The 24,788-nt window shown below is 42.1% G+C and carries 26 protein-coding genes; 12 read left to right on the top strand and 14 right to left on the bottom strand.

Annotated elements, in window-relative coordinates; genetic code table 11:
• The first annotated feature begins 186 nt into the window (after positions 1-186).
• Positions 187-1,488 (top strand): GAF domain-containing SpoIIE family protein phosphatase, encoded by a 1,302-nt coding sequence (locus FD977_RS02735; protein WP_215306119.1) that lies wholly within the window; start codon positions 187-189, stop codon positions 1,486-1,488.
• On the opposite strand, the gene FD977_RS02730 is transcribed toward FD977_RS02735, so the two are convergent.
• Both FD977_RS02730 and FD977_RS02725 read right to left on the bottom strand, forming a co-directional pair.
• Positions 1,473-2,531, bottom strand: coding sequence for a cyclic nucleotide-binding domain-containing protein (locus tag FD977_RS02730; protein WP_215306117.1), 1,059 nt, complete (start codon positions 2,529-2,531; stop codon positions 1,473-1,475). The two genes, FD977_RS02735 and FD977_RS02730, sit on opposite strands and share 16 nt — an antisense overlap.
• A 249-nt stretch (positions 2,532-2,780) precedes the next feature.
• A complete protein-coding gene (locus FD977_RS02725; protein WP_215306115.1) occupies positions 2,781-3,650 on the bottom strand; it encodes a ParA family protein in 870 nt (289 codons plus the stop codon).
• Positions 3,651-3,843: 193 nt separating this feature from the next.
• Between FD977_RS02725 and FD977_RS02720 the strand changes: the two genes are divergently transcribed.
• From FD977_RS02720 to FD977_RS02710, 3 genes are all read left to right on the top strand, one after another.
• Entirely contained in the window at positions 3,844-5,292 is a 1,449-nt protein-coding gene (locus tag FD977_RS02720) for a mechanosensitive ion channel family protein (protein ID WP_215306113.1), read from the top strand.
• 173 nt (positions 5,293-5,465) lie between these two features.
• The gene (locus FD977_RS02715) at positions 5,466-5,780 is read left to right on the top strand and encodes a RodZ family helix-turn-helix domain-containing protein (protein ID WP_215306112.1); all 315 of its coding nucleotides are present in this window, start codon (positions 5,466-5,468) and stop codon (positions 5,778-5,780) included.
• Between the two features lie 63 nt (positions 5,781-5,843).
• Positions 5,844-6,557, top strand: a complete 714-nt coding sequence (locus tag FD977_RS02710; protein ID WP_215306111.1) for a helix-turn-helix domain-containing protein — start codon at positions 5,844-5,846, stop codon at positions 6,555-6,557.
• A gap of 299 nt (positions 6,558-6,856) precedes the next feature.
• Here FD977_RS02710 and FD977_RS02705 read toward each other — a convergent pair whose 3' ends face one another.
• Positions 6,857-7,522, bottom strand: coding sequence for a nucleotidyl transferase AbiEii/AbiGii toxin family protein (locus tag FD977_RS02705; RefSeq protein WP_215306110.1), 666 nt, complete (start codon positions 7,520-7,522; stop codon positions 6,857-6,859).
• Between the two features lie 3 nt (positions 7,523-7,525).
• Positions 7,526-8,008 (bottom strand): helix-turn-helix transcriptional regulator, encoded by a 483-nt coding sequence (locus FD977_RS02700; protein WP_215306109.1) that lies wholly within the window; start codon positions 8,006-8,008, stop codon positions 7,526-7,528.
• Between the two features lie 235 nt (positions 8,009-8,243).
• Here FD977_RS02700 and FD977_RS02695 point away from each other — a divergent pair, with 235 nt between their 5' ends.
• Both FD977_RS02695 and FD977_RS02690 read left to right on the top strand, forming a co-directional pair.
• Complete coding sequence (locus tag FD977_RS02695; protein WP_215306108.1) at positions 8,244-8,441, top strand: hypothetical protein; 198 nt, start codon at positions 8,244-8,246, stop codon at positions 8,439-8,441.
• 226 nt (positions 8,442-8,667) lie between these two features.
• A complete protein-coding gene (locus tag FD977_RS02690; protein ID WP_215306107.1) occupies positions 8,668-9,051 on the top strand; it encodes a PaaI family thioesterase in 384 nt (127 codons plus the stop codon).
• A gap of 55 nt (positions 9,052-9,106) precedes the next feature.
• On the opposite strand, the gene FD977_RS02685 is transcribed toward FD977_RS02690, so the two are convergent.
• From FD977_RS02685 to FD977_RS02650, 8 genes are all read right to left on the bottom strand, one after another.
• Complete coding sequence (locus FD977_RS02685) at positions 9,107-10,543, bottom strand: NAD-dependent succinate-semialdehyde dehydrogenase (RefSeq protein WP_215306106.1); 1,437 nt, start codon at positions 10,541-10,543, stop codon at positions 9,107-9,109.
• Between the two features lie 53 nt (positions 10,544-10,596).
• Positions 10,597-11,586, bottom strand: a complete 990-nt coding sequence (locus FD977_RS02680) for a tripartite tricarboxylate transporter substrate binding protein (protein ID WP_215306104.1) — start codon at positions 11,584-11,586, stop codon at positions 10,597-10,599.
• A gap of 45 nt (positions 11,587-11,631) precedes the next feature.
• Positions 11,632-13,767 carry a molybdopterin cofactor-binding domain-containing protein gene (locus FD977_RS02675; protein WP_215306102.1) on the bottom strand — a complete coding sequence of 712 codons (2,136 nt, stop codon included), beginning with the start codon at positions 13,765-13,767 and terminating at the stop codon, positions 11,632-11,634.
• Positions 13,760-14,242 carry a (2Fe-2S)-binding protein gene (locus FD977_RS02670; RefSeq protein ID WP_215306100.1) on the bottom strand — a complete coding sequence of 161 codons (483 nt, stop codon included), beginning with the start codon at positions 14,240-14,242 and terminating at the stop codon, positions 13,760-13,762. The genes FD977_RS02675 and FD977_RS02670 overlap by 8 nt, the downstream gene beginning before the upstream one ends.
• 104 nt (positions 14,243-14,346) lie before the next feature.
• Entirely contained in the window at positions 14,347-15,315 is a 969-nt protein-coding gene (locus FD977_RS02665; RefSeq protein ID WP_215306099.1) for a tripartite tricarboxylate transporter substrate-binding protein, read from the bottom strand.
• A gap of 35 nt (positions 15,316-15,350) precedes the next feature.
• Positions 15,351-16,247 (bottom strand): NAD(P)-dependent oxidoreductase, encoded by an 897-nt coding sequence (locus FD977_RS02660; protein ID WP_215306097.1) that lies wholly within the window; start codon positions 16,245-16,247, stop codon positions 15,351-15,353.
• Positions 16,247-16,624 (bottom strand): 4-carboxymuconolactone decarboxylase, encoded by a 378-nt coding sequence (gene pcaC / locus FD977_RS02655; protein ID WP_215306096.1) that lies wholly within the window; start codon positions 16,622-16,624, stop codon positions 16,247-16,249. Before pcaC ends, FD977_RS02660 begins: the two co-directional genes overlap by 1 nt.
• 17 nt (positions 16,625-16,641) lie before the next feature.
• The gene (locus tag FD977_RS02650) at positions 16,642-17,304 is read right to left on the bottom strand and encodes a GntR family transcriptional regulator (RefSeq protein WP_251369524.1); all 663 of its coding nucleotides are present in this window, start codon (positions 17,302-17,304) and stop codon (positions 16,642-16,644) included.
• A gap of 121 nt (positions 17,305-17,425) precedes the next feature.
• Here FD977_RS02650 and FD977_RS02645 point away from each other — a divergent pair, with 121 nt between their 5' ends.
• Genes FD977_RS02645 through FD977_RS02620 form a run of 6 tightly spaced genes read left to right on the top strand, consistent with a single transcriptional unit; the run spans position 17,426 to position 23,212 of the window.
• Entirely contained in the window at positions 17,426-18,649 is a 1,224-nt protein-coding gene (locus tag FD977_RS02645) for an ABC transporter substrate-binding protein (RefSeq protein WP_215306092.1), read from the top strand.
• 13 nt (positions 18,650-18,662) lie between these two features.
• Positions 18,663-19,523, top strand: coding sequence for a branched-chain amino acid ABC transporter permease (locus tag FD977_RS02640; protein ID WP_215306090.1), 861 nt, complete (start codon positions 18,663-18,665; stop codon positions 19,521-19,523).
• A complete protein-coding gene (locus tag FD977_RS02635; protein ID WP_215306088.1) occupies positions 19,520-20,494 on the top strand; it encodes a branched-chain amino acid ABC transporter permease in 975 nt (324 codons plus the stop codon). Before FD977_RS02640 ends, FD977_RS02635 begins: the two co-directional genes overlap by 4 nt.
• The gene (locus FD977_RS02630) at positions 20,491-21,249 is read left to right on the top strand and encodes an ABC transporter ATP-binding protein (protein ID WP_215306087.1); all 759 of its coding nucleotides are present in this window, start codon (positions 20,491-20,493) and stop codon (positions 21,247-21,249) included. The genes FD977_RS02635 and FD977_RS02630 overlap by 4 nt, the downstream gene beginning before the upstream one ends.
• Positions 21,246-21,959, top strand: coding sequence for an ABC transporter ATP-binding protein (locus tag FD977_RS02625; protein WP_215306086.1), 714 nt, complete (start codon positions 21,246-21,248; stop codon positions 21,957-21,959). The genes FD977_RS02630 and FD977_RS02625 overlap by 4 nt, the downstream gene beginning before the upstream one ends.
• Positions 21,960-21,976: 17 nt before the next feature.
• On the top strand, positions 21,977-23,212 hold the full coding sequence (locus tag FD977_RS02620) for an alpha/beta fold hydrolase (RefSeq protein ID WP_215306085.1): 1,236 nt from the start codon (positions 21,977-21,979) through the stop codon (positions 23,210-23,212).
• Positions 23,213-23,236: 24 nt separating this feature from the next.
• Here FD977_RS02620 and FD977_RS02615 read toward each other — a convergent pair whose 3' ends face one another.
• Together FD977_RS02615 and FD977_RS02610 are read right to left on the bottom strand one after the other, a co-directional pair.
• Entirely contained in the window at positions 23,237-24,025 is a 789-nt protein-coding gene (locus FD977_RS02615) for an N-acyl homoserine lactonase family protein (RefSeq protein WP_215306084.1), read from the bottom strand.
• Between the two features lie 195 nt (positions 24,026-24,220).
• Complete coding sequence (locus FD977_RS02610) at positions 24,221-24,646, bottom strand: PAS domain S-box protein (protein WP_215306083.1); 426 nt, start codon at positions 24,644-24,646, stop codon at positions 24,221-24,223.
• Positions 24,647-24,788 lie beyond the last annotated feature (142 nt).

Raw genomic sequence — 24,788 nt, 5'->3', positions numbered from 1 at the left:
CCATAAACTAATCTGAACGGTTTGGATGAATCTAATAATGAAATACTAACGACTATGTCTAATGTGTAAATATCAGCCCTGTAGCCATGAAAAGCATACTAATTGACTGATTCTCGTAGAATACTGAAAATACCCTTTTATAACTAAAGGCGGACTTATTTTAACCCCATTAAATATAGAGATTCTATGCATTCTGTGACGTCCAATAAGCCATTTGACGACCTTCTTAGCAATCTCATTATTGGCATTATTCAACGCTATGCCCAGAATAGAAACCTAATTTTGGCGCTCAATTGGGCGCTTCCTATTATTTTGGAATCTATTCAGGCGCAGGCTATTTCCTTATTTCTAGCAAATAGCGATAAAACAAAACTTCAATGTGAGATCTGTATCGGTCCTGTAGATATCAAAGGATTGTTGATACCCTCCGGTGCAGGCTTAGTTGGAAAAGCCTTCACTACACAAGCAGGATCGCTGATTAAAGATGCTAAATCAGATACAAATCACTTTTCTGCAGTTGATCAAAAAACTGGCTTTGAAACCCACTCGATTCTGACGGTTCCCATTATTTCGGGTAAGCATTGTTATGGCTGCCTGCAAGCAATTAACCGCATGGACAATGGTCAAATTACTCAATTTGATGAATCTCATTTGGAGTCTTTTGAGAGGCTAGCCCTGATTCTTGGAGTGGCTTTTGAAAATCTATCTCTGACTGAGCAAATGATTAAAGATGCCTTAATTAAACGAGATTTGTCCACTGCTGAAGAAACACAGAAAAATCTATTTGCCTCCCTACAAAATATTGATGTCATTCATGGCTTGGTCGTCCCAGCGCGTAATCTATCAGGCGATTTTTTAGACTACCTTCAAATTGGCAATGAAATCCTTTTTTGTGAAGGTGATGTCTCTGGAAAAGGAATCCCTGCTGCCCTAACTGTGGCTAGATGCCTAGCATTATTTCGATACATGGCAAATGAGGGGCAATCGCCAGCCGCTATTGCTAAATCTTTAAATCATGAGATGTATCAAATGATCGAACGCTTTGAAGGTTCTACGGGGTTTGTAACGCTATTGATTGGAAAGTACGATCTACTGACAAAAGAAGTGGAATACCTCAACTGTGGACATGGCAATATTGTGATCTGTGATCCAAAATTAGAGATTGATACTCATGCTTCTTCACTACCTCCAATTGGCATTGTTCCTTCAGAGGAATTAGATTGGAACAGTGAACACATTCACTTAGAAGCAAAAAAAATATTTATATTTACTGATGGCATCCTGGAGGCGAGAGTCACAGGCACTAATGATGAGATTGGCCTAGCGGGAGTAGTTTCACTCATCAAACTTATTGGTGACTTATCCCCCAAAGAGGGTATCGCAAAGGTGCAAACTTTGTTTGCTGAAAATAAACTGCAAACCAGTGATGATGCAACCATGCTCATTCTGGGTGATTTCAACGCAAAGCAGCCTTATCGCTCCCAATAATTAACTTGCTTAGTACTATTACTGGCGCGCAATATTCCCACCAGTAATTTCATATTTAGCAGGGTAGGCGCAACGGGTTGACCACTGTAAACAAGGGCTTTTAGGTCTTTTTCTTCAATACGGATATTGCCATTACGAATGAAGGTGAGCAAATTTCTGGTGACAACTTCTGCCAAACCTTTTTGACTTTCAATAGCCGCTTGAAATACCTGAGTCGGCAAGAACATCATCTCGGCATCCTCAGTGATCACTACTGAAGCAGAGCGAGGCAAACCATCAATCAGGCCAAACTCTCCTACATATTCACCAGGGCTAACCGATTTAATTTCATTAAAGGTGTTGGTGCTGATATTGGCCAATCGAATCGTGCATTGCCCTTTTAAAAGAATAAAAAGGCCATTAGGCTCGTCCCCTTCGCAGAAAAGAAACTGTCCTTTTTTTCCCTCAACATTAGAAACTAGACCCATCAAGTAAATAAGATCGGTGCCACTCAGGCCATTAAAAAAGGGAATATCCTCGATTTTGATTTCAGCAGTAGGCTTTTGAGCAGGTTTGTTTCCTGCTGAAGTTGTCTCGCGAGTTGCAGTAGACGGAACCGGTGGTTTGTACGCGGGAGCATTCTTTTTAAGCTCTTGAAGCTTAATAATTTTATCCTTAGCCTGCAGATGCCCCATTTTGACAGCTAACTGATAATTTATGATTGCTTTGTCGTAATCGACAATTCCAGCTCGGCCAGTTTGATAGTAATGGGCTAGACTCAAAATAGCTTTCAGATGACCCATTTTGGCGGCCTTGTAAAAGTTCTGAAACGCATTACCGGGGCTCATGGGGCAACCCCAGCCAATATCTTGATATTCGCCCAACTTATAAATTGCTTCAGGATCGTTTTGCCTTGCAGCCCTGGAATAGTAAGAAAAACTTGTAGAGAGGCTGGCCTGAACGTTGCGGCCAGAAAAATATTCTTGCGCAAGTTCGATTTGGGCTTTCACGTCACCCTTATCAGCTTTGCTCTTTAAACGCTCAATTTTGCTAAAGTCAAACATGAAATATGCCTAAGATAGTTTTTCAGTATTTTAATTTAAGTGACTTGATTCATTTCTAGATCTCAAGTTTCTGACACAAGAAGCTCTTCAATTCTAAACTAGCACTCCAGATAATTGATTGAATTTATGGAATATATAGCCTATTTTCACAGTCTTATTATCAAGAATGCAAGCTTGGCCTTTAGGGATAACTTCGGCAATAGGCTAATTTAAAAGAAATACGCAGGCCCTTTTTCATACCTTGCCGCACTATTTTTTTCTTCGCAAAAAACTGGGGATATAACTAAATTCCTTCTCTTTTGGAATTTCGATCGTTTTTGGAGTTTGACTACTTTTGGTATTTCCTAAAATTTTTGATGGTTCAGTCCTAGTTTTTTGAATGCTATCCTTAGCTTGATATTTAGATGCGGGCTTTGAGAGAAATCTATTCGCAGGAACGATTAGAAAACTCATAAATTCTAGTCTGTCATGAACAAATTTACCTAAATTTAGAAAATTTTCTGCAATTACAGGATCAGCAGAGGTACATAAAAAACCCTCTTCATAGTAACGATCAATGCTGGGAATTCTATAAATTGGCGGCGCAATCGAGCAGCTCGTTAAAAAATCTAAACCACTAAATTTAGGGATCTCACTATGACTAGGATCAATGCGACTTGGAACCACAATAATGGATTGATTCATTGAGCGCAATTTATCCATATTTTTTTGAAAATACTCCAGGATAAAAATTTCTGTGCTGGCAACTTCAAGTGAAGTATCAGATGAAGGAACAATAATTAAATCAAAGTCCAATAAAAAATCATAGGGCAAACCAAAGGTCCAAGTTAAATCTGCAATAACAATATCTACCCCAGAAGAATGAGTATTTAATGCCTGTCTAGCTTCAATTAGACTCCAATTAGAGCCCTGTTTAAAGAACAGCTCTTTTTTGAAAACCTGGATATTTTGGTCATGAATCTTTTTTATTAAGGAAGCACCGCTACCCTGCCTATCGTAGTCAATAAAAGAGATTTTCTTTTGATGGTGATTAGAAAAATAGCCAGCTAAGTTTGAAGCAATAGTGCTTTTACCAACCCCACCCTTTTGGTTGGTAATGATGATTTTTACTTGTCTCATTTTTATTGGTTTTAGAGATGTTGATGTAAGCGCTTTATTTTTGGACTACTTACAGCAAATACGGATAATTTAAAGAATTATTATATATATTTTCTGTACAACAGAATCTGTGGGTATGCAATGGATGCTAAATAGCGTCAAAAGGGCAAATAGGATTGTGTAATATTCGATTTAAACATCCTCTAACTTGACCATGACAAACTCAAAACACCATTTTTTATCTATCAAAGATTTAGTACAGCTTGGAATCCTTATTTTGCTAAATGGAGCAATTTTCATTTGGCTACAGAGCCAATACTCCACCATTTGGTCCTGGGAAATAGTGAGCCTTCAAAACGCAGATAGCTTCGATGCAAAGCAATATGCTGTTCTAGCCCAATTATTGGCTTTTGGAATCACTATTGATGGGTTAGTCAGAATTCTCGTCGCAGATATTAATCGTAACAATAAGAAAATTTTTATCCCAAAAATCTTGATTCAAGTTTTCTCTATTTTGGTTTATGGCTTACTAGGGCTATTTGGAGCAATCAAACTATATGAGTTACCTGTTAAAAGCTTGCTTGCCGCCTCAGGCGTCATCAGCGTTATTTTGGCATATGCATTTCGAGAGATCATTTCTGATATTTTAGCTAGCGCACAAATTCAAATTAGTCGGATAGCCAGAATTGGTGACTGGGTTTCTTTAAAGCACGGTGAGGAAACAATTGTTGCCAAAGTAATTGACTTGGATCAGCAGATAGTTACTTTAAAAGATACAAGCCACACCACACGGCTCATTCGGAACAGCCTCTTTCTACAACAATCCATTATTAATTACAGTACTCATGGGAATGTAGCAGTAAGAAATGCTGAGATTGAACTAAGCAATCGATTCCCGCACTCGGAAATTATTCCCATCCTAGAAGATTCTCTAGAATATGTTCATTATCTAAACCACCATTATCACGGCGAATACAGTACACGCGTAAGGACCCTATCACAAGGTCATATGAAATTCATACTTGAATATCGATGTCATCCAAGTATTTCACTTAGTGAATCTAATCATTTCGTAATTAATGCTGCTGTACGTTTTTTAAAATCTGCTGGCTTTGATTTAACACCTTACCAAGCGCAAAAAAATTCAAATTTGGATTTACCGGATAAGACCCCTCACCGACTACTGCAGTTAAAGGAATTTGGTGTTCTTAAATCACTTAATGCAGAAGAGACTCAGAACTTAGAAAATAAGGCGAGATTTATCAGACTGAGCCCGCAAGAAATTCTCCTAAATCAAGGAGAGCTTAAAGACTCTATTTTTATAGTTACCGAAGGTAAATTAAGTATTGAATTATCAGGCGAAGACCCCGCAAAAGTGATTAAACTTGCTAAGTGCTGGCCAGGAGATGTGATCGGTGAAATGTCATTACTAACAGGTGAACGCCATACAGCCAGTGTCATTGCTCAAAGCAGAGTCATACTCATGTCAATTGCAAAATCAGACATTGAGCCAATTCTGAGAAAAAATCCGTATTTAACGCAAGATATCGTTGATCAAGTTCTTCTGCTGAAACAAGCAAATGAGAAAACCGTGCATCATAAGCCAGATCAAACTGAACGCAAAAATTTAATTAATCGCGTATTTCAATTTTTAGGAATGTAGCAGGATTAGTGTTATTCCAACTCTATTTTCCGGGCTTTACCCATTAAGAATCCTGATTAAAGTTGATGCTCCAGCTAACATTTAATTTCAACAGGATATTAGTGTAATCACCTAGTTGCATAAGCCTCTGAATTAATTATAAAATTTGCTTTTATTTAATATATTGGTGCATTGTGTCCCCAGTTGATATACGTTGCGCTAAGCAAATTGGTAAGTTATTGAGAAGCTCTCGAGAGACACAAAGAGCGAACCTTCAAAATATATCCAAACAATGTGGTTTAAGCGTAGCCTCATTGGTGCATATTGAAAATGGCAATTTTTTTGCTTTTGAAAATGATTTAGAAAAGATCTTGAGCTATTCCAATGCTTATGCACAAGCATTGAACATTAATATTAATACTCTTAGTGAAGCTTCAGATTTAGCCCCAATAAGAGATGCTCTTCAAGCAGATGAGGCTATTCCTCGATTCTTAATTAAGCAATCTTAATTGTCTAATTTTTACTCGTTTGAGAAAAAAATTTAACCCAGCGCACAATTTAAATATTTTGGTATGAGAAGCCACACTTTTATTCCAACAATTATTGGAGAAAGTTTTAAAAAAGCTAGGCATGCACAAGGGTTATCTGTGAGTGATTTGGCCAGTATGGCCACCCTCTCACAAAACCAAATCGAGCAAATTGAAAGCGGTGGTAATAAGAGTTTTTATTCAGAATCAATCAAAATTCAAAGCGCAAGGAAAGTAGCAAAAATATTAGGACTTATGGACCATGAGGCTTTTGAAACAAAAAATAATCAACAGCCTCAATTGCAACTTTCTGAAATAGAAAAAACAGAATCTGAAGAATCTTCCAAAGTTGACTTAGAAGAAACAAATAAAACTAACTCAGCTCCTAAGATTGAATCTAAGCATGCATTAAAAATTAAAAAAGAATTGAATGCAGAATTAGAAAAAGTAAGTTCTATTGGCACTCATTTACAAGAGCTAATAGCTGAAGCTGCACCAGATATTGATACAGATAAGCAAAAGACTATCGTATATCCTAAATTATTTACTTACCTTGGTAGCGCCTTAGCTTTGATCTTTTTAATAACTCAATACAACTCTCAACCTAAGGGTGGCAAGAATAATCCTGCCATTGCTCCAACTCCACCTTTAGAGACTCAGGATCCATCTCAGACAGAAGCTAAAAAAGAGATTGAGTCAGTAGAAACGATCAAAACACCTCCTATACAAATGACCGCTCCAAGAGAATCCCCAAGGTAAGTTCTGCGATTTATGTAGAGCCATTAAAACTTGTTTTCAATCTACATGTCGGGAGTCAATTTAATTAATTCTGTGTTAAATTGAGTCTGTCGGCGTTAAAACAGCTCTTTTAATCCGTTGGTTGCGAGTTCGAATCTCGCCCGACCCACCAAGCATTACTAAGCCTCGCTTCTGCGGGGCTTTTTTATTGCCTACGATTCCTTCAAAAAGCTCTTCTATGCTTGCTTTAAAACCATTTACTTACTTAGAAATTAGCATCAAATCTACTGAAATAAAAAATGCTGATAAGTAATTAACCCTTACTTTAGCGATCTCAGAAATGAGGTTGCTCTCTGCGCTGCCTCGTCATAGCTTGGCTTGTAATTCAATACATCAATTTCAGCAAACTGAGCTTTTAATACTGCCGCCCTACTAGCTATCTGACCAATAAATGGCTCAGCATGCTTTTTCAAGAACTTAGCTGCCTTTACCAATGCTTCCGGCTCACGCTCAATAACTAATGACAGATCAAATAAATCACGAGCAGCGGCCCTATCGCCTCGATGCCATAATTTCTTAGACACAATCTCTGCAGCAGTTTCTACCCGAATTTGCTGACCACCAATATTCCACATCTCAAATGGTAATTCCGTTAAGTTTGGAGATGCCACAAAGTCTATTTCCCCTTCTGGACGAATTAACTTAACGTAAGAGCTTTGATCTTCAACGTAGTCCGTGCTTACTGCTGCAGCTACATCGCTTAAGCGTGGAGTAACAAACCCTAAATACTGAGGATCTGGGACAAATATATCAATGTCCTTACTAAGACGATGCTGATAGCGAAGCATCAACACTGTGCCTCCGCCAAAAGTCCAGAATGGGTCAGGCGTTCCGTGATTCTGGATATCTTCAATAATCAAAAGCGCATGGGGCAGTAAATCTTTCCACACACCTTCAGGAAGCTCGCGCTCATTACTATTACTCATAGCTTAAGCCCAAGCCGATCTCGGTGAATGCATTTCATGCGCCCACCGATGAATATTTTTCCAAATGACTTTAGGTGCCACGCGATTAATCTTCGCCGCCTCCTCAACAGCAGACACAATAATTTCTAATGGTGCCTCGTCTAATAAAGATGCTACATGAGGATAAATTTTCTCAGGCAACACACCACATGCTAATGAACGTGATAAGTCACGACTTTGTAACTTTGTTCTGTAGCTCACACTTGCTGTCTTACTGGCCATATCCAGGCCGCGATGCTTTTGAAGATGCTCTTGGGTAATCACATCCAAACCCAGCAACGATAGCAAAGATAGTAATTTAGCTACGCCCAAATCATTCAAGCTACCTTTCTCTAGATGGTGGATAGTTGACCTTGATAGACCGCATAGCTTTGCCAACCGCTCTTGGGATAAACCCAGATCGGTTCGGCGCTGCCCAACCTTAAGACCGATTTCACGTAAGTTCATAAACATATTATAGCATAAATTGTGTAATATATTACACATAATTTGAATGGGTTTAATTTACTACTCCCCAAGACCTCAAGCTGCAGACAAAAAAGGTAAATATTTCTGAGGACGTCATTCGTAGGCGATATAACTCTGGCATCGAGAATTAACCCAAATATTAAAAAGCTCTAAAATTGTGGGTATTGTTAGATGGAGATAAAACTTCACCTGAGGAAACAGACCAAGGTTGACCATGACTATTACAAGCAAAGACATTCGTAATTCCTCGGATCCCGATATCGCAGGATCCTACTACGCTATGCAACGTGCTGGACAAGCTGCAATAGACCTGGCAATTCAAACCAATACTGCAATCGTAACTACCGTTGACGGGAAGATTGTTCGTATATCGGCTGCAGAGCTAATTAAGCAACGCCAGCTCGCCGTGTAAGCACCGTTAGTCGCGAGTTCGAATTCGCCCGACCCACTAGCTTTACTAAGCCTCGCTCTGCTGGGCATTTTTATTTTTAGAACCTCTACGACCTTAAGTTTCGCTAGAAAAAAAGGTACGCATTAATTTAATGGTTGAGTCTGACTTTTATCTATACTGTCATAACTCCAATAACATTCTTTTATCTCAAGAATTTAATCTCGTCCACAAACACTTTAGGCCTGTAATGAACTCCATTGATAATCGATTTCTAGAGTGGCTTGGCGTAGAGCTAACAGATTGTCGTCCGAACTACGCAGAGATGAAATTGATGATTACTGAGAATCACCAAAACAGGATTGGGAGGATTCAGGGCGGACTGATCTGCACCTTACTGGATGCTGTTTGTGGTTATGCCGGTCTATACGTTCCGCCAGGTGATCCCCCGCTACGCAATGTCACACTCTCTCTGACAACCAACTTTATAAGTTCTGCCGAAGGAAGCGTATTAGTTGCGAAAGGTTTTATAGAGCGACAAGGCCGCAGTATTTTCTTTTCTCGCGGCGAGGTCTGGCTCGACTCTTCCTTGCTTCTTGCTACAGGTGTTGGGACATTTAAGTATGTTCGTTAACGCTAGATTGCCCCAACCCTACCAGTACTAATCATCTACAAAAGTCTAGACTGCTTCACCCATTAAAAATAGAAACTGACTTGGTATTGATGTAAGCCTCTACCGCCTCATATCCACCCTCCGAGCCATATCCAGACTCTTTGATTCCACCAAATGGCATTTCAGGCCATGCTAGAGCTTGCTGATTAATCCAGAGCATACCTACCTGTAACTCTTGCGATATTTTATGTGAATTTTTCAGAGATTGCGTAAAAGCATAACCAGCCAAACCAAAAGGTAATCTGTTGGCCTCCTCAAGAGCTTCGTCTAAGTTCTTAAATGTACTGATACCTAGCATCGGTCCAAATGGCTCATCATTAAATACTTTTGCATTTAATGGAACATCTGCAAAGATGGTTGGCTTAAAGAAATTTCCAGCAGTACCAATACGCTCTCCGCCAGTAATGAGTTTTGCTCCTTTGGAAATCGCATCCTGGGTAAAGTCAGCCATTGCAGCTAAACGACGATCATTTGCAAGCGGGCCCATAGTGATGTCTTTATCTAGGCCGTTGCCAACCTTGAGCGCATCAACTTGTCTTAGTATGGCCTCCAAAAACTCATCTTTAACATTTTCGTGCACCAAAAAACGAGTTGGGGATATGCACACCTGACCGGCATTTCTGAACTTAGCTGATCCAGCTGCTTTTGCAGCCAACTGAACATCAGCATCCTCAGCAATAATTACTGGAGCATGACCCCCCAACTCCATCGTTGCGCGCTTCATGTGCAATCCAGCCAGTGCTGCCAATTGCTTTCCTACCGGCGTAGACCCAGTAAAAGTAATTTTTTTGATAATGGGATGCTTTATTAAATATTCGGAAATTTCTGCTGGATTACCGTATATCAATCCAATAACGCCAGCAGGTATTCCAGCGTCAATAAAGGCCTGAATCAGTGCTGCTGGAGAAGCAGGAGTCTCCTCCGGAGCCTTCACAATCATTGAGCATCCTGCACTCAATGCTGCCGATAACTTACGCACAATTTGATTGACAGGAAAATTCCAAGGCGTAAATGCAGCAACAGGTCCAACTGGAAACTTGAGGACCTGCTGTTGCGTGGAATGATTTCGGGCAGGCACAATGCGGCCATATACTCTGCGCGCTTCACCAGCAAACCAATCTATTACCTCAGCAGCCATCATTAACTCGGCCTTAGCCTCAGCAAATGGCTTACCCTGCTCCTGTGTCATTAGCACTGCAATTTGATCGACTCGAGCACGCAAATTTTTTGCAGCAAGCTCCATCATTTTTGACCGCTCTACAGCAGGGGTGTTACGCCAAATCTCAAAGCCTGATTGAGCTGCTAATACTGCCCTATCTAATCCCGCCCTATCAATACAAGAAACTCTTCCAATTTCAAGACCAGTAGCGGGATTAATAACCGGCAGAGATTTTCCGGTATCCGCATCACACCATTGCCCATTAATAAAAAGACGTGTATTTGAGTAGCTCATTTATTTAATCTCTAGATATTCAATATTTATTTAAAAAAACAACCTGTTTAACTTTAATCAACCTTACCAATGCGCTTAATTACATCGCCGATACGCTCAGCATCTTTAGTTAAAAAAGTATTGAATGCAGGAGCATCGCGATAGTCTATAGGTGCGCCCGCCTGGTTCATGTAATCAACAAATTTTGGCTCTACAACTGCCTTAGAAATTCCTTGTCGAATTTTTTTAACTAGATCATCATCCATTTTTGCAGGCCCAAATAAACCTACCCAAAGATAAAATTCAACATCCTTGTAACCAAGCTCGATTGCGGTTGGAACATCTGGTAATAAAGGATGGCGCTTGGAGCCAGTCACTAAAAGTGCTCGAAATTTTCCAGCCTTTATATGGGGCGCTACTACGGCTGGCACACCGGTTGAAGCATCTACCACTCCACCTAATAACGCAGTCAGTGCGGGGCCACCACCTGAGAATGGCACATGGCGTAATTTAATACCGGTAGAGTTTGCAAACATCTCCATTGGCAAGTGAAGAGCACTATACGCTCCAGAGGATGAATAAGTAATAGCATCAGGTCTTTTTTTTGCATCCGCCACAAAGTCTTGCGTTGTTTTCCATGGTGAATCGGCTGGAACAATCAGGACAACTGGATCTGCAACAATTAAAGCTAGCGGTGTGAAATTTGACCTATCAAAAGAGGCTGTTCTGCCAAATAATTTCTCTGACGCAGGAAGACTCAGAATTGCTGAATGCGTCGCTAGTAATGTATATCCATCTGGCGGGGCGTTAGCAACGGAAGTGATACCAATTGCTCCACCGGCTCCCGCCTTATTTAAAATCACAACTGGCTGCTTCCAAACCTCATAGAGTGCTTGCGCCATTGCGCGCCCTGCTTGATCAACTGCACCGCCAGGAGGAAATGGAACCACCATGCTAATCGACTTCGATGGATATTCATTAACCCGTGCAAATATCAAACTAGACGATAAGAATGTGCCAATAAACAGTAGCACTCCAATTAGTGAAGCAAACTTTTTCATCATTATTCTCCGCCTTTTTATACTTAATTTATAAATGCAATTCACCATCTAGACTGACTGCTCATCCATTGCAGAGATTACATTTTCTTGTGTCATCGGTAAATGACGTAATCTTATTCCCATTGCATTTGATACTGCATTTGCTATTGCGGCAGCGACTGGTCCAGTGACTCCTTCGCCCACTCCTAGAGGTGGCTCATCAGGGCGATTCATTAAGCTAATCTCTACCTGCGGTACCTCGCTGAAGGTCAGTATTGGATACTCCTCCCAATTAAGAGAGGTTATTCTGGTTCTATCAAACCTCACTTGCTCCTTGAGTGTCCAACTTGCAGACTGGATGATCCCGCCTTCAATTTGATTTAATACACCGTTAGGATTAATCACCAGACCGCAATCAATTGCAGCAAATACCTTTTTAACCTTAATTTTTTCCTCAATACAAACTTCTGCAATCACAGCGGCATAATTACCAACATTCTTGTACCGCGCAAAAGCTACGCCATAACCATGCGTCCCATCACCCTTAAAGCCAACTTGCCAATTAGCTTGGGTACTAACTGCTTTCAGCACAGCAATAGCTCTTTCATCCTTAAGATGGCGCAAGCGAAATTCGATAGGATCTAACTGAGCTATTTCAGCAAGCTCATCCATAAAAGATTCAATAGCAAAAATATTGATGTATGCCCCTAGAGCACGGAGAGCTGAGGTGCGAATAGGCATAGTCTGAATAGCATGATTAATTACCTTGCAATCTGGCAATTCATAGTAAGGAACCGCATTACGTTGACTGCCGCCGCCCATCGCAATCGGCATATCTACTGGTAACGGAGCTTGCATGCCCTCACCCATATGCCAAGCAGCTAACAGTCCTGGCTTTGACTGTCGACCTGGACGGCCAATATGACGATTACCCCAAATTTCTTCCTGCCATGATGTGATTTGACCGCTGGCATTTACCGACCCAGAGAGCTTGACTGCCATGGCGGGCCCAAAAGGCTCCCATGCAAACTCATCTTCACGCATCCATTGCACTCGGACTGGTACGCCATCAAACTGCAGTGCTAATAGGGCAGCATCTAAAGCAACATCATCGGCACCATTATGTCCATAGCATCCGGCACCCTCAGCATGTCGAACAATGACCCGATCAAGATCTAGGTTCAAAATCTTAGCCAGCTCATCTCTAAGAGCATAAATTGATTGACTATGCGACCACACTTCCAAGTAATCATCATGCCACCAAGCTAAAGCGCATGATGGTCCTATAGAAGCGTGAGCCAAATAGGGTCTAGTAAAAGTAGAGGTAATAAGAGAGTCTGAGCTGTTTAAACCCGTTGAAACATCCTTTAGGATTTCATCTTCAGATTTTTGGGTATACAAAAAATCTTCAATATCAGCCATGTCAGGAAGGACTGATTCCTCGCTCCACTTGCATTGATGTTGCATTGCGAGCATCGCTTTGATAGCCTGCTCCTCTCTTTCTGCCACCACCCCAATAAAGCTTCCATCTCGAATGACCTTTTTTATGCCTGGCATTGCCAAAACTGCAGACTCTTCGCAGGAGATCAATTTCGCATGAAATGATGGAGGGCGAACAATGCGGCCATGAAGCATTCCTGGCAAGATCATGTCATGCAGAAAAGCTGCGCCAGTAATCTTTCGTAAAATGTCCTTGCGCGGTAATGAGGATCCAATTAATTGATACTCACTTTGCTTTTTAGGAGCCGCCCTGGAGTTGGCGTCGACATCTAAATTAACATCTCCCAAAAGCTCCCAGTAGGATAGCTCTAAAGGATTGTTGTCGCTATAAATAACGCCATCTCTTACCTTCATAAGGCCTATCGGAAGATTCAATCTCGCTGCAGCTGCCTCCAGAAAAAGATGTCTAATTTCTGCACAGGTATAGCGCATACTCTCGCCCCCCTCCTGAATAGAGCGACTTCCTGAGGTAGAGGCCTCATTAGGGCTAATGGTGGTATCGACAGGCGTGACCTGAATACAGGAATACTGAACCCCCAATTCTTCGGCTGCAATTTGCGCGATAGCAGAAATAATTCCTTGCCCAATCTCGACCTTACCGGGTCGAATGGTCACAGTATGATCTTTATTAAAACTGACTCGCTGACTCAGTTTTGGGTTACTTGCCAAATATTGTGGCAAAAAAGACTGGGTTTGATTAGTCATTTTTAATACTCTGGTTTATTGCAACCACTTTTTGAATCGCACGAATAAATCGATTATGCGTTCCACAACGGCACAAATTTCGATCAAGCGCCTCTCGAATTTCTAATTCAGTTGGATTGGGATTCTGGTCAAGTAATGCTTTTGCAGTAATCAAGATTCCATTTACACAATAACCACACTGCATAGCTTGCTCATCAATGATGGCCTGCTGTAAAGCATGTAACTTATCAGGAGTGCCAACGCCCTCTATGGTTACGATATCTTTGCCAACACAATCCCAGAGAGGTACATCGCAGGAATGCATCTTTTGCCCATTAATCAAAACGCTACAGGCACCACAAAGTCCAAGACCACAGCCAAAACGCGCTCCAAACAGTTGCAAATCATTTCGCAGAATATAAAGAAGCGGAGTATTTGGCTCTGCAGCTATTGAGTAGCTCACTCCATTGACTCTGAGTACCACTAGATCCGTCATGTTCCCATTTCCCTAAAGATCTCCTCAGCATGGCGGAGACTACCTATTGCTAATGAAATGCTGCCAAAAAATTATTGCAGATTAAAAACTTTTGGGACGTCAACTTACTCAGGCTTAATCCCAACGTTTTTCAAGGCAATCCTCCAGCGCTCAACATCTCCTTTTAAAAAATTTCTCAAATAGGCTGGAGTTGCAGAGCTTGGTGGCACAATCATGGCATCCATCTCAGTGAAACGCTGAACCAAAAGAGGGTCCTTCAATGCAGTATTTAATGAAGCAACCAAACGATCAATCACTGGTTTTGGCGTATTTTTTGGGGCATATAGCCCATGCCAAACTGTCAACTGAAAACCAGGCATACCTGATTGGCTAAAGGTTGGAGTCTGCGGCAGGGAGCTGATACGCTCCTTTGTCGCAACAGCAAGGGCCTTTAAGTTTCCGCCTTTTATATGTTGAAGCGTGCTTGCAGGTTGGTCACAAATGACATCTACTTGACCAGCCAGCAGATCATTTAAAGCTGGGCCAGTACCTTTATACGAGATTGAGGTCCAGTCAGCAGAAAGAGAGGACTTCATCAAAACTTCACATAAGTTAGATGTTGATCCAACGCCTGCATTTGCAAAATTAAGCTTTCCTGGATTTGCTTTGATGTAATCAATTAAACCCTGCAGCGAATTAGCAGGAAAATCTTTTCGAGCCACCAATACCATCGGGACATCATTCACTACACCGATTGCTGAAAAATCCGTCTGGGGATCGTAGGAAAGTTTGGAGTACAAGGCTGGTGATGCCGCTTGAGCCATATTGTGAAAGAGGATCGTATATCCATCAGCTGGGGCTCTAACAACGCGCAAGGCGCCAATGGTGCCACCAGCACCGCCAGTATTATCAACTACCATAGGTTGCCCGAGATTTTTAGACATCGTTTGGGCTAGTATGCGGCCCATAACATCGGTTGATCCCGCCGGTGCATACGGCACAACCATGGTGATCTGCTTATCAGGATACTCAGCAAAAGCAACTGGTGAGACAGATAAAAATATACTAGTAAAAACTTTGATATGAAGTTTCATATTGCCTCCTCCAGCCAATTAATTATTTTCGATAGTTAAGACTGCGACTTAACAAAGCCGTACATAGCCGTGTGGTCTGCACTTTTACCCAATTGCTCGTCAGCTGCTTGAGCAGTTAAGACGCATTGCTTAGCTAGACTTGAGTAACATCCCATACCTTCAATAAAGCCTAGCGCAATCTGTAAGTCCTTACGCATCAAGGCTAAAGAGAAACCAGAATTAAAAGCCTCATTAAGCATAAAGTTCTCGACTTTATTCTCAGTAGTGTTATTTCTGCCGGTCGATGCGTTAAATACCTTATTTACAATATGAGGATCTAGGCCAAATTTTTCAGCAGCATTTAATGCTTCCGATGCTGCAATCAAACCAGATGCAGAGACATAATTATTCAATGCTTTTACCGCATGAGCTGCACCTGCGTCCCCAACATAAACGATGCTCTTGCCCATTTTTTCCAACAAAGGTAAGCAAGCATTAAAGTCATCAATTTCACCGCCCACAATAATTGCCAAGGATCCATCAACAGCCTTCTTGACACCACCTGAAACTGGCGCATCCACAAAATGGATTCCCATTGCAGCCAATTTTTTATTATTTTCTTTGGAAGAAATAGGACTAGAGGAGCTCATATCAATGAGATAACTTCCCCGCTTGAGTTTCTCAGCTACACCTAAGGTTGCATTGCCACCCCACAACATGGCGTCAATGATTGCGCTATCAGGCAGCATCAATATAGTGACATCAGATCCTTCAACGGCCTGAGCTGGGGAGCTTGCAAATTGAAACTGGGTAATTCCTGCAAACTTTTCTGCCACACTTGGATTGAGGTCAAAACCATGAATCTGATAACCCGCCTTAAGGAGATTGTGTGCCATAGGCACACCCATCAAACCCAAGCCAACAAAAGCAATCTTTGTCTCCGCTGGATTCATTAGATTCCCATTTCTTTAAAGATTTCCTTGGCACAACGAAAGCTATCGATTGCTGCAGGTACGCCGCAATAAATAGCCGTATGCAAGAAAACCTCCTTGATATCGTCCTTAGTCAAACCATTATTAATGGCACCTCTTACATGCAACTTGAGTTCATGTGGACGATTTAAGGCGGTAATCATGGCTAGGTTAATGATGCTTCTGGTGCGGCGATCTAAGCCCGGACGATTCCAAATCTCATTCCAGCAATACTCTGTTACCAACTCTTGCATTGGCATGTTGAAATCATCTGCATTCTTAATTGAGTTGTCAACGTAGTCTGCGCCCAATACTTCACGACGAGTTTTTAAGCCTTTTTCAAAAGATTCACGATTCATTTATAGCTCCTTAATAATTAGTGTGATTGGTGTTGTTGTGATTCTAAAAAACCAAGAGCTGCACTCTCAGCATTCAAAATATGATTTTTTGCGACGAGTTGAGCCCCCTCGGGATTACGTTTCGTAATACAGACTACCAACTCGTCAATCTCATCTAAACTTTTATGCAATCGATCTGGGTGCATCAAAGACATAGATCTAAGCAAATTCACTTGGGTTAGCAAACTTCCCAATATCTCCCGGACCAAGCTATTGCCAGCTCCCCCAAGCAATACCTCATAAAAACGTGCCTTACTAGCTATAACCTGCTCCCGTGAATTTGATTCACCGCCATGCCTCAAGGCCTTTGCAGCACTTTGAAGCTCCTCGATCTCCTGATCTGTAGCTAATCTTGCAAATTCATGGGCTGCATGACTTTCCAGCAAACTCCTTAAGGCATAAATCTCCCTAGCTTCTGAAAGTCCAATGGTTCTGACTGTGGGTCCGCGGTGGGGCGTATTGACTATCAGCTTTTCTGCCTCCAACTTACGAAGGGCCTCTCTTAAGGGGGCTCTACTGATATTCAGCATTTCACATAACTCACGCTCAACTAACTTCTGGCCGGCCTTAAATCTACCCGCGACAATCTCCTGTCGAATGAAATTTTCGACCTGAGAGCGCAGTGTTTCTGGCTTTAGCATTATTTTTCTTTCCAACATAGGGTCAATACTATTGATTGTATGACAATCTGTCAATACTATTGACAGACAAAATATTAGCATTAATAATATTTTCGCAACCACAAATACAACGGAGAATGAAATGAAAAAAGATCAAAAGATTGCCTCCCAACAAACACGTCGGGAAGTTTTAAAAGGTTTAAGCGCGCTAACAATCGCGAGTACATTTCCATCAATTGCGCTGTCACAAACTAAGACAGTCAATATTGGCGTGATTCTCCCTTTATCGGGCGCAAATGCACAATTTGGCATCAATTCACGTCAAGGCATCGAATTGGTTGCGGATGAAATCAACAACAGTGGCGGCCTCAAGAATCTGGGTGGGGCAAAAATTAATCTAGTGATTGCAGACTCCACTTCAACCCCAACCACTGCGGCGACAGTTGCACAACGCATGATTGCTGAAAATGATTGTTGCGCCATCTTGGGCGCTTTCGCCTCATCTCTAACACTAGCGATCTCGGAAGTCACTGAGCGTCGCGGAATTCCACTACTAACCATGTCTTATTCAGATCAGCTAACTGGTCGTGGATTTAAAACCGTTTTCCAAGTGACCTCTAAAGGCAGTGCAATTGGCAAGGCGCAATTGGATTATGCCGTTCAGCTAGCTGGTGGCACAAAAATCAATAAAGTAGCTATCTTGTACGAAGATACCGCTTACGGCACTTCTACAGCAACAGGCCTGCGTGCAGCAGCAAAAGCTGCCAATATTGAAATAGTGATGGATGAGGCTTATCCACTAGGCATCATCGACGTAACACCGTTAATCAATAAATTGCGAGCATCGAATGCGCAAATCGTATTCCCTGTCTCCTATTTGAACGATAGTCTTTTGATTGTTCGTGCATTACGTCAACAAAAAGTAAATATTCCGATTGTTGGTGGCTCCGCAGGCTATGTAATTCCAGATTTCTCACAAGCCCTAGGTGATTATGCTAACGGAGTGCTGTCTATCTGCTCGGCGAACTACGACTTGGATCCAACTCTGACTAATAAATACCGTAAACGCTATAACAGCTTCATGGTTCATGAAGCCCTTGAGCATGCTGTTGCATTAGACGTTCTTGTGCAAGCAATCAACATCACTAAAACTACTGCGCCTGAGGGCATTATTCAAGCTCTGCGGAACACCACTTTTACAGAGGGCTGGGCTAAGGCAATGACTAACGGCAAGGTAAAGTTTGATGACACAGGCCTGAATATTTATGCAGAGCCACTAATGCTCCAATGGCAGAAAAAGGAATTAGTCACAGTCTGGCCAAAGCCTTACGCCAAAGGTAAATTTATTGCGCGTAATGCGAGCTAAGCAGAGGCTCTGAATGTCATTTCTACAGGCTATTCTGGATGGCTTAATGCTAGGCGGGGTTTATGCAGTAATTTCAATTGGGTTAACCCTGGTTTTTGGGGTTGTCTCAATTGTCAACTTTGCGCAAGCCGAGTTTTTGATGGTTGGAATGTATGTCGCTTATTTTGCATGGCGATATCTCGGCTTGGACCCTATCCTAGGATCGCTTATTTCATTTGTTGTTGTATTTGCACTTGGCTTCTTTGTGCAGCAATTTTTAATCAGAAGAGTTCTCAAGGCTCCAGAGGTCGCTCAAATCTTCCTAACAGTCGGGTTATTAATTTGCCTAGAAAATTTAGCCTTAATATTTTTTGGATCTGAATACCGCTCTGTTCAAACCTCATACCAAAATGAGGCACTAGAGTTTTTTGGACTCATCGTCAGCATGCCATACCTGATTGCATTTATTGCCTCTGGTATTGCGGGTGGCTTCATCTGGTGGGTGCTAACAAAAACCTGGTGGGGGCGAGCAGTCAGAGCAACAGCACAAAATCCGATGGCAGCAAAACTCATGGGCATCAATACCGATCAGGTCTATCGCATTGCATTTGGCCTGGGTGTTGGCTTAACCGCATTTGGAGGAGCGATTATCCTACCTTACCTCACGGTATCACCGTCGGTAGGGGGTCAGTTTGGGGTTCTGATGTTCACCGTAGTTGTGCTTGGAGGCTTAGGAAATGTATTGGGGGCAGTAGTTGGTGGGATAGCGGTTGGAATCATTCAATCATTATCAGGTTTATTTTTACCGATTCAACTTCAGAACATCGCCCTCTTTATTATTTTTATTGCCACCCTAGCATTCAGACCAGAAGGTCTATTAAGAAAATCATCATGAATACTAAGTTTGGACAAAGGTATTGCGCCATTGCGCTTTTCATATTGCTCTGTAGTATTCCATGGCTACTCACAGATCAAGGCTATGCAATTCGTGTCTTAACACTCCTTTTACTTTTTGCAGCAATGGCGCAAAGCTGGAATATTGTTGGGGGGCTAGCAAATCAAATATCTCTTGGGCATGCAGCCTTTTTTGGTATCGGAGCCTACGCCTCCACTATTTTATTAATTAGGTTTGGTCTGTCACCTTGGCTTGGTATTTTGGTAGCAATGATTCTGGCTGGATTAACGGGTGGCCTTCTTAGTCTACCTATCATGAAATTACGCGGGCATTACTTTGCTCTTGCCACACTTGCATTTGGTGAAGTCATGCGCGCCATTGCCAACACTTGGAGCTCAGTTACTGGGGGGCCAGTCGGAATTTCTGTACCATTCTCACCAAATGCTGGGATCGAAATGATGCAATTTAAGTCGACTATTCCCTATTACTTCATCATGCTTGGCGCACTCACAATAAGTACCTTCATTTTTTGGAAAATTAGTCACTCGAAGTTGGGCTATGAACTCCGAGCAGTTAAGGCAAATGTAGATTCAGCCGAAGTCATCGGAATTGATACAACTCGCACAAAAATTATTGCCGCCGTCATTTCAGCGGCGCTCATGGGGGCATGTGGCGTCTTGTATGCTCAATTCAACTTCTTTTTTGATCCTGATTCCGCCTTCTCGCTTGTTGGAATCTCTATTAGGGTTGCCTTGATTTGTATCATCGGTGGAATAGGGACGATTTTTGGCCCCCTCATTGGAGCCTGCTTTCTTCTGCCTCTTGAGGAACTTTTTAATGCCTTTCTCTCTGGCAAAGGAGCCGGACATTCTCAGTTAGCCTATGGCGTCATTTTGATCGGCATCATCTTATTAGAGCCAAGAGGACTAACTACCTTGTTCAAGCAAGCTGTACAAAGGATTAAGGCATGAGGACCAAAGAAACTAATCATATTCTTTGGACTGAGAGTCTCACCCGTAAGTTTGGTGGATTGACCGCTGTGGGCAATGTGAACTTATCAGTAAAGGCAGGTGAATTATTAGGCCTGATTGGGCCCAATGGTGCAGGCAAGACTACCTTATTCAACTTGCTCATGGGGCTCACTAAGCCCACATCAGGAGAGGTTTATTTGGAGGGGGAAAAAATCTCTGGACTGAAGCCGCACCAAATTTGTAGATTAGGCATGGTAAAAACTTTTCAAAATGTTGCCCTCTTTCCAGAGATGTCAGTTTTAGAAAATGTACTTACCGGAGGTTTACTAAGAGCCTCGGTTGAGGAAGCCACTTCACTAGCTAAAGATAGTCTAGCTAAAGTAGGCATGCTGGAGATTGCGAATAAGAAAGCGGCGGATCTCACTTTTCCAGAAAAGGCGCTAGTTGAAATGGCGCGTGCGCTTTGCACTAGACCCAAAATTGTTTTATTGGATGAGGTCATGGCAGCATTGAATGAAACAGAAATGGATCATATTCTTAAGCTAATTAGGACTCTCAGAGATAAAGAGGGCATTACTTTTATTGTGATTGAACATCACATGCGAGCCATCATGAATTTATGTGAACGTATTGTGGTTTTGAGTTTTGGGCAAGTTATTGCAGAAGGGACCCCCCTCGAAATTAGCGCAGACCCAGAGGTTATTAGCGCTTATCTTGGTACGGATACGACTGCAACTGCAGGGGGGCTACATTGAGCCTGCTAGAAATTAAAAACTTAAAAGCGTCTTATTCTGAGGCCCCGGTTTTACACGGGCTCAATATTAAAGTTGAGGAAGGTAGTTTTGTCTCGGTTATTGGTGCCAATACTGCCGGCAAGAGCACCTTACTTAAAGCTATTTCTGGCTTGATGCCTATTGCTAACGGTGAAATCCTATTTGCCAATGAAAATTTGCTTAGATTGGCAGCTCATGAAATCCCTAGCAAAGGGATTGCACATGTCCCAGAGGGTCGCCATGTCTTTCCAGAAATGTCAGTTCTTGAAAACCTACTGCTGGGTGCTTATGTCCATCGACAAGATGCAAGCGGAATTCAGAGGGACTTAGACAAAATATTTGCCATGTTTCCAAGGCTTTCTCAAAGACAGCGTCAACGTGCAGGTACGCTTTCAGGCGGAGAGCAGCAAATGGTGGCGATTGGGCGGGCTTTAATGAGTAGGCCCCGCTTGCTACTGCTTGATGAGCCAAGTCATGGTCTTGCACCAAAGATTGTTCAGGAATTGCATGACGCATTACTAGCCATCCATGCATCTGGCGTGACCATGCTACTTATCGAACAAAATACCAAGCTTGCGCTATCTGTCACCAGCTATTCTTTTGTATTGCAATCTGGCTCACTTGCATTCGAGGGCCCCTCATCTGAATTATTCAATGATCCCCGCATTCGGGAAGTCTATCTTGGTATCTAACCTTTTTTAGTGAAATCATGTCACCTCATTTAATACAATCCACCCTAGAAAAATGTCTCAATATTCCTGAGGTAATGGCTGATGCACGTTATTCGGAATTCCAGTGTGTTCTAGAGGTGGTAGATGCGAAGGGTGATATCCAACAATTTGATGTCCTACCATCGCAAACTCAGCTTCCTTTAATCAGCCTAAGAGCCAGTGAGGCTACCTGGGAAAAGATATGGTCCTCAAATCCGCCTGTTGGATATCAATCAATTGGTGCTCTACGAAGACAAGTCCCTGATTTCACGATAACAGGTAAAGATATCCAGATTGCCCAGTCCCTCCCTTTTTTAGAGCGCTTGCTTGAAGCATTTAGAAATACACTGCACCCAATAGAATCAAACCATATTAATTGGGATGGTCTAGAAAACATCTCAGGCTCATATTTAAAAATTGGCCCAAAAAAAGACTACTGGATATATCAAGAACAAACTGGCACAACTGACAAGCCCGCCATTCTCATGCTCCATACGGCCGGCGCAGATTCAAGGCAATGGCATGGTTTAATGTGCAACAAGCAACTACAGGCAGAATGGAAAATGCATGCGTTTGATATTCCAGGCCACGGTAGATCTCCGCTCCCACCAGGGGTAGCAAATTGGAACTGGCGACTGACTGAAGCAGACTACCTGTGCTGGATTATTGATTACATGGATGCCGCCAACATTAGTAAGGCGATTGTGATGGGTTGCTCAATGGGCTCAGCAATTGGACTTGCATTGATTGCAAAATACCCAGACAGATTTATCGGTGGCGTGCTACTCGAAATGCCCTACCGCTCGCCAGGCCGACGCTCCCCATACCTCAACCATCCTCAGGTACATGGATCTAGACTTGCCGCAGCATGGGTTGGATCCTTGCTAAGTCCAAGCAGCCCTAAATCTCGTAAAGATTTTGCGACTTGGATTTACTCACAAGGAGCTCCCAGCATCTACGACGGAGACCTCGCTTTTTACAGTGACGATTTTGATGCTCGCAATCACACGGGCTCCGTAAATACTCAAAAAACGCCGCTCTGGCTCTTAACTGGTGACTATGACTACTCTGCAACGCCAGCAGACACTTTAAAAGTGGCCAATGAAATACCCGGTGCAAACTTTACCGAGCTTAAAGGTTTCGGACACTTTCCCATGGTGGAGAACCCTGAAGGCTTAATACCTTACTTACTTTCACCTTTAAATGCGCTTAAGAAGCTAACTACGAACCAGTGACAATAGGAGTGGAAATTTTAAAGGCTACAAAGGATCAACCAAAGAAACAATTTCCAAATCTTCGCGCCCCACTCGCTTATATAAATTCATAGTTAAAGGGTCATGTCCAGCAATTACATGCTTATCAGATTCGGCTAATGACTGAATAAGCTCATAACCCCTCAACATATCACTTACATCAGTGACTATTGGGAATGGTGAGCGATTTATAAAGTTTTCTAAGTAATGGGCTGCATCAGAGGTCAATACAATCCAACCTCTCTTAGTGTGAACCCGGACAATTTGTAGGCCACGAGTATGGCCGCCAACCCAGTGCACCTCAATGCCTGGGCGGAGTTCATATGCCCCATCATGAAAGCCAACGCGATCTTCAAAATTTGCATAAACCAACTCACAAATATCATGAGGATCATAGGCATGTCGGCAAAAAGCGTGCCGCATTTCTGGCCCCGTTGCGTAAGTCATTTCACGCTCTTGAATATGAAAACGCGTGTTCTTGAGAAGTCCAGTATTTCCTGCATGGTCATAGTGGGCATGCGTGATAATGACATCCTTGAGATCCTCTAACGGTATGCCAGACTCCCTAAGAGAATGAATAGGACAGCGCAAATAATTCCGCTTTCGTAGGGCTGCAGCCTCTTTATTAAATCCAGTATCTACGAGAATAGTCTCATTTCCACTTTTTAAAAACCAAACAAAATAATCCATATTGGTTGCTGCATCATGCGAATCATGAACAATAAAGTTTTCTATTCTACGTCTTTGAACTGTTGCATATCGGAGAGCATATGCCTCCCAAATTGGTCTACTCATTATTTGCCTCTACCTTATTAATACCTTCATATTTTGCGATGCAGATACACATTACTAAGTTATTTCACACATATTAAATCATTTCAAAAGCAGTAACTGATGATATTTTTTGGTTGCGATTTAAAATGAGACCCGAATCTCATTAATATAAAAGCCCCTGAGTGAATGTTCAGGGGATTTTTCTTTAGGCTGTCATTAGTCACTGCTCTCATAAGCTGCTAACTTTGCCTTTAACTGACGCTCCTCCTGAAACCGTTCCGTTTCATCTCGAATGATTGCCGCTATTGCAATAGCTTGTTTTTGCTCATCAAACAACATACTTACTGAAAATGCAATTGAAATAGAGCGTCCATCTTTATGAACTGCAGGGACTCTCAGTAAAGTATGTCCGTACTTGGTTTGTCCAGTCTGAATAGTATGAAAGTAGCCTTTCGAGTGACGCTCTCTGAAGCGCTCAGGCGTGATGATGCTAAGTGTTTTACCCAGAGCCTCGTCTGGAGTAAATCCGAAAATACGCTCAGCAGAGGCGTTCCAAAATAAGATTTTTTCATCTCGGTCAGAAATGATGACTGCTTCACCCATCTGTGTGACGAGCGTTTTGAAATCTAAGTCGACTGACATATAAATAGTCTTTGCTATTAAGTTGGATCAATATCAATGTAACAGTAAATGCCGCCTAAAAGTGACATAAAGGAGACTAGCCAGGCAGGCAAGATTGGCCAAAGGCTTTTATGATGGGATCTTGCGTTAATAACGAGGTTAA

The sequence above is a fragment of the Polynucleobacter sp. AP-Elch-400A-B2 genome (genome assembly GCF_018688355.1).
Taxonomy (GTDB): Bacteria; Pseudomonadota; Gammaproteobacteria; order Burkholderiales; family Burkholderiaceae; genus Polynucleobacter.
This window is presented reverse-complemented; position numbering and strand designations above follow the sequence as displayed.

Excerpts from the sequence above, each read along its gene's own strand:
- FD977_RS02735 (WP_215306119.1), top strand. The coding sequence starts at position 187 with ATGCATTCTGTGACGTCCAATAAGCCATTTGACGACCTTCTTAGCAAT.
- FD977_RS02730 (WP_215306117.1), bottom strand. The coding sequence starts at position 2,531 with ATGTTTGACTTTAGCAAAATTGAGCGTTTAAAGAGCAAAGCTGATAAG.
- FD977_RS02725 (WP_215306115.1), bottom strand. The coding sequence starts at position 3,650 with ATGAGACAAGTAAAAATCATCATTACCAACCAAAAGGGTGGGGTTGGT.
- FD977_RS02720 (WP_215306113.1), top strand. The coding sequence starts at position 3,844 with ATGACAAACTCAAAACACCATTTTTTATCTATCAAAGATTTAGTACAG.
- FD977_RS02710 (WP_215306111.1), top strand. The coding sequence starts at position 5,844 with ATGAGAAGCCACACTTTTATTCCAACAATTATTGGAGAAAGTTTTAAA.
- FD977_RS02705 (WP_215306110.1), bottom strand. The coding sequence starts at position 7,522 with ATGAGTAATAGTAATGAGCGCGAGCTTCCTGAAGGTGTGTGGAAAGAT.
- FD977_RS02700 (WP_215306109.1), bottom strand. The coding sequence starts at position 8,008 with ATGAACTTACGTGAAATCGGTCTTAAGGTTGGGCAGCGCCGAACCGAT.
- FD977_RS02695 (WP_215306108.1), top strand. The coding sequence starts at position 8,244 with ATGACTATTACAAGCAAAGACATTCGTAATTCCTCGGATCCCGATATC.
- FD977_RS02690 (WP_215306107.1), top strand. The coding sequence starts at position 8,668 with ATGAACTCCATTGATAATCGATTTCTAGAGTGGCTTGGCGTAGAGCTA.
- FD977_RS02685 (WP_215306106.1), bottom strand. The coding sequence starts at position 10,543 with ATGAGCTACTCAAATACACGTCTTTTTATTAATGGGCAATGGTGTGAT.
- FD977_RS02680 (WP_215306104.1), bottom strand. The coding sequence starts at position 11,586 with ATGATGAAAAAGTTTGCTTCACTAATTGGAGTGCTACTGTTTATTGGC.
- FD977_RS02675 (WP_215306102.1), bottom strand. The coding sequence starts at position 13,767 with ATGACTAATCAAACCCAGTCTTTTTTGCCACAATATTTGGCAAGTAAC.
- FD977_RS02670 (WP_215306100.1), bottom strand. The coding sequence starts at position 14,242 with ATGACGGATCTAGTGGTACTCAGAGTCAATGGAGTGAGCTACTCAATA.
- FD977_RS02665 (WP_215306099.1), bottom strand. The coding sequence starts at position 15,315 with ATGAAACTTCATATCAAAGTTTTTACTAGTATATTTTTATCTGTCTCA.
- FD977_RS02660 (WP_215306097.1), bottom strand. The coding sequence starts at position 16,247 with ATGAATCCAGCGGAGACAAAGATTGCTTTTGTTGGCTTGGGTTTGATG.
- pcaC (WP_215306096.1), bottom strand. The coding sequence starts at position 16,624 with ATGAATCGTGAATCTTTTGAAAAAGGCTTAAAAACTCGTCGTGAAGTA.
- FD977_RS02650 (WP_251369524.1), bottom strand. The coding sequence starts at position 17,304 with ATGCTAAAGCCAGAAACACTGCGCTCTCAGGTCGAAAATTTCATTCGA.
- FD977_RS02645 (WP_215306092.1), top strand. The coding sequence starts at position 17,426 with ATGAAAAAAGATCAAAAGATTGCCTCCCAACAAACACGTCGGGAAGTT.
- FD977_RS02640 (WP_215306090.1), top strand. The coding sequence starts at position 18,663 with ATGTCATTTCTACAGGCTATTCTGGATGGCTTAATGCTAGGCGGGGTT.
- FD977_RS02635 (WP_215306088.1), top strand. The coding sequence starts at position 19,520 with ATGAATACTAAGTTTGGACAAAGGTATTGCGCCATTGCGCTTTTCATA.
- FD977_RS02630 (WP_215306087.1), top strand. The coding sequence starts at position 20,491 with ATGAGGACCAAAGAAACTAATCATATTCTTTGGACTGAGAGTCTCACC.
- FD977_RS02620 (WP_215306085.1), top strand. The coding sequence starts at position 21,977 with ATGTCACCTCATTTAATACAATCCACCCTAGAAAAATGTCTCAATATT.
- FD977_RS02615 (WP_215306084.1), bottom strand. The coding sequence starts at position 24,025 with ATGAGTAGACCAATTTGGGAGGCATATGCTCTCCGATATGCAACAGTT.
- FD977_RS02610 (WP_215306083.1), bottom strand. The coding sequence starts at position 24,646 with ATGTCAGTCGACTTAGATTTCAAAACGCTCGTCACACAGATGGGTGAA.